This is a genomic window from Candidatus Lokiarchaeota archaeon, assembly GCA_014730275.1.
Classification (GTDB): domain Archaea; phylum Asgardarchaeota; class Thorarchaeia; order Thorarchaeales; family Thorarchaeaceae; genus WJIL01.
This window is the reverse complement of the sequence record WJIL01000003.1, coordinates 1-3305: the sequence shown is the minus strand read 5'-3', so window position 1 is coordinate 3305 and position 3305 is coordinate 1. Positions and strand designations below refer to the sequence as shown.

Annotated in this window: 3 protein-coding genes; all 3 read left to right on the top strand. The window is 42.0% G+C overall.

Going from position 1 to position 3305, the window contains the following annotated elements:
• Positions 1-40: 40 nt before the first annotated feature.
• Entirely contained in the window at positions 41-685 is a 645-nt protein-coding gene (locus GF309_00170; protein MBD3157175.1) for a hypothetical protein, read from the top strand.
• The gene (locus GF309_00165; GenBank protein ID MBD3157174.1) at positions 682-1257 is read left to right on the top strand and encodes a DUF1788 domain-containing protein; all 576 of its coding nucleotides are present in this window, start codon (positions 682-684) and stop codon (positions 1255-1257) included. Before GF309_00170 ends, GF309_00165 begins: the two co-directional genes overlap by 4 nt.
• On the top strand, positions 1254-3305 hold a 2052-nt coding region (locus GF309_00160), incomplete at its 3' end, for a hypothetical protein (protein ID MBD3157173.1). The genes GF309_00165 and GF309_00160, both read left to right, overlap by 4 nt.

The window sequence follows — 3305 nt, the reverse complement described above, 5'->3', positions numbered from 1 at the left end:
TACGCGTTCGTCAATCATTCTACAACTTGATTCTCTGTTAATGCTTGTAGAGAAGAGATTATCATGGATCAACAACGAATGCGTTTCTGCTGCGGAGAAACTCAGAAGAGAGATCGAGGGGGTAGCAGAAGTTAATTGGTGGATTGAAGAAGAATGGCAGGTCTTCTTTGGTCGACTCAATTCTAGGGCGAAGCTTGCTGAGCTGTTGGAGAAAGTTTGGGATGATTTCACAAAGGCAGCAGGCATGGATCGTCTGAATTCAGATTTGACTGATTATGCATGGATACTACCGCCATCAGAAGTGAATGCATCTATCTATCCAGGATTTGAGCGCATGTTTTTAACCTCCCTCCGTCGCTTCAGATATTCCTACACCGATATGATGGAAGCTTTCAAAGTCATATTCGGAGATGTAGGAAGAACAAGGAAGTATCAAGTAGAGAAAGCTCATCAACGGATAGAATCCGGTGAATCGTTGGATTACTTGGACGAGATTTCGGTTCCTGAAATGAAACTGAAGATACAGAAATTGAATAATGTTCCCATTAGTGGAGCATTGAATAGTATTTCCGCAATCGGTGTCTGGTCGGACGATGCTGAATTGCTACGCGGAAAAATAGCGGATATTGCAAGATCCAGAACTCTCTCTTTAGAGGAATTTGAGGGGGGTATTGTTATCAAATGATTAGGGATTCACCAATTGACGAATTTACAGGACTTCTAACTGACTTCGCAAAAGGGAAGCGAAGGGGAATTCGGAATCCACATGTAATCATACCAGTGGCTCCCCCCTATGAGCAAAGGGCTGCTGAGTATTTGTCCAATTGGGCGAAAAACGTGTCAGAAACGACAGAGAGTATTGGAGTTCAATCAATCTGGCTTGATGAGATTCTTCCTAGAACCGATGTTTTCAATGTAATCATGAAGTTCAAGGGCATTGTAGAGAATGCCGATAGCATTAGGAAAACTATGCACGACAATTTGGCTAGTGATTTGGCCAAGTTCATAACGAATACGATTGAGGAGAATAGTCGAAAACAAATACTTCTTCTTCTCAAACTTGGTAGCTTATATCCATTTGCGCATGCCTCCGATATTCTAGATGAACTTGACAGACAGAACGTCAAATGTACGATAGGTATTTTGTTTCCAGGAGAAATCATAGCTGGCAAATTGAGTTTCTTCGGGAAAGGGACAAGACATTATTACCCAGCTCATCGGATTGACATGCAAATTAGAGGGGTGCACATTCAATGAACTCCGAGGCAAAATTGATGAAAGAATTATTTGAAAGGTCGCCCACACGTGAGCTTGAGGAAGTTGAGAAAGTCAATTCAGTGCAATACGCAGAGAGGGACGTGAAAGAGTTCTGCCAAACCGATAGCACAGTGAGTGTGCTCTCAAAACTAGGAGAAATTGTGGAAACACAGCCAGGAGAGGCTCCCCGATTCATGTATGTCTACGCTACGTTTGGATCAGGAAAGACATTGCTTCTGAAACTCATCGGATTTGCCACGGGGGAAAATGAAGATACAGAGCATTTAGCGGCTGAATTGTCCAATCTCTATTCTGGATTCAATAGATTCAGGCGAAAGCTAGAAAAATCGCATATTGACCATCTCATTCCTGTTTTTCTGAATCTACTTGGTCGTGATATAACTCAAGAACCCCCAATTGCTTTGCTCATTTTTGAGGCGTTAGGAGAAGCTCTTGGCTATCCTACAGACCCTATGTGGTTGCTTGAATGGATTTGGCGACTTGATGTACGTTACGATCTTTGGAATAGACTAAAAAAATTTCATTATGATGGAACAACTTTCGAGGAGGTTATGTCAAAACGGGCACCTCTACGAGGCTGGCTATACAAGGCACTTCCTGAAATGCCTAAGACTTCTGGAACTCAATATGCTTCTGAGGAGGGTATTCGAGAGACAATACTAGAAACTGAGGAGTTCGTAAACCCGGACAATTTCACTCCGGAGGACCTCCGAAGCAAGATCAGAGAAACAGTAGATAAATTGGAAAAGAACTCAGATGAGACTTATGAGTTCTTGATAGGCCTTGATGAAGTTGCACTATTTATCTATAACAGCCTTCGCCGATATAGGGAATTCTGTGATACTATCGAGACTATATTCAAGGGACCAACTCCAATAATTGGCACAGGACAATGGTCCCTTAATGATTTGCAGCAAAGTCTCGTTGGAGAAACTGAAAAGCGAATTTGGTTTAATGAGGTTAAGTTAGAAGCTACTGATACTGAAAAAATAGCTCGCAAGCGATGGCTACTGAAAAAACCCGAGCAGAGGAGCTATATCAGCAGAATTCTGGAAGAATCAGAAAAATGGTCATTGGATTTCTTTGAAAATACTGAATCCTCAAGAGATGAAGGGGATCACGTTCAGGCATATCCTTTCAGAGAATATGATTTATGGCTATTGAGAAGAGTAATGGAGAAGTTAATAACTCGTGGTCGTCCAACGCATCACGAGTATATCCAAGGAAGGGCTCTTTTGGTTCTTGTGAGGTCACTATTTACTACTTTCGGATGGAACAGGAAAGAAGTAGGGAATCTTGTTCCTTGGGATACGCTCTATGATTTGCTTACCGAGGAGACCACATTGGTACCTACTTGGGTACAAGAGAAGATTCAAACTTGGGACGAGACCTTCGGATATGGTTCTTTGGAAGTGAGAGCCGCCAAGGTTCTTTACCTGGTTAATCAACTGGATTTACTTCCATCAAGTTCGCTGAACATAGCAAAACTACTTCTTTCTAATGTTGATGAGGATTTGAAATCCCTACACATGGAAACGAAAGAAGCATTGAAGGGTTTGCAGGAATATATCTATACGGATGAGGAAGAGGGATATCAAGTTTATAGACTACTTTCCGAGGAAGCCTTTACAATAGCCGAGGAAATCAATGAGGAAATCGGAAATATACCTAGCTATCAGCTTGGTGCGCGTCTTCAAACTCTATTACATGAAGTAAATGACCTTTTGAGGAGTGAAGAAACGCGTCAAGAGATTACTCTTGGGGAAGAACGGAAAGTTCCTATCGTTTTTAGATATTCCATATTTGAAAGCGCATCAAGATCTCCCCCCCACCGATTTGATTCTTTAATCATAAGAATCCTAGCAGATGGACCAGAAAAACTCGAAAGAGAAATATCTGAATGGCAGGAGAAAAATAGTAATGGAAGGGGTCTCGAGGATTTGCTAGTGGTTATTGAAATCCCCGAGGCGCTCAGACGGCGGCTTCAATGGTCAATTGCCGCCCAAAAAGTTGAACCACATAAGAGC

Coding starts and splice junctions, on each gene's coding strand:
- GF309_00170 (MBD3157175.1), top strand. CDS start 41: ATGCTTGTAGAGAAGAGATTATCATGGATCAACAACGAATGCGTTTCT.
- GF309_00165 (MBD3157174.1), top strand. CDS start 682: ATGATTAGGGATTCACCAATTGACGAATTTACAGGACTTCTAACTGAC.